Source organism: Pseudomonas sp. Fl4BN1 (genome assembly GCF_009908285.1).
Classification (GTDB): Bacteria; Pseudomonadota; Gammaproteobacteria; order Pseudomonadales; family Pseudomonadaceae; genus Aquipseudomonas.
In genome coordinates, this window is sequence record NZ_JAAARM010000146.1 from 1 (window position 1) to 387 (window position 387).

1 pseudogene is annotated in these 387 nt (G+C 53.2%); it reads left to right on the forward strand.

Features of this window, described 5'->3' with window-relative positions:
- Nucleotides 1-387, forward strand: a pseudogene (locus tag GV818_RS33970) (lipopolysaccharide A protein); the annotation flags it as partial.

The following is a 387-nucleotide window of genomic DNA, read 5'->3' on the forward strand; positions in this document are numbered from 1 at the left end:
GTGAAATAGGGAGTACCTATTTCTATGATCTGGTCGACCTGATGGATTATTTTGGTCCGGGCTACAGCTTTGACTACGACTGCGGGGATGTGACTGCCGAGCCGAACCACCCGGCGTTCGTAAAAAGCCGCCCGATCAAGAACAGCTCCCATAATGGCATTCTCTTGAAGCTCGACGCCATCCGGCATTTTTCGCTGGCATGCGACCCCATCGATTTCCAAGACAAGAAGCCCATGGCGGTCTTTCGGGGGCCGTGCCATCAGGAACACCGCAGGGCGTTTGTGGAGCGATGTCATGACCTGGCAAACGTTAACATCGGGGATACTCGAAAATCAGAACTTGGGAAAGCGACTTACAAATCGCCGATGACGATTGCGGAGCAATTGC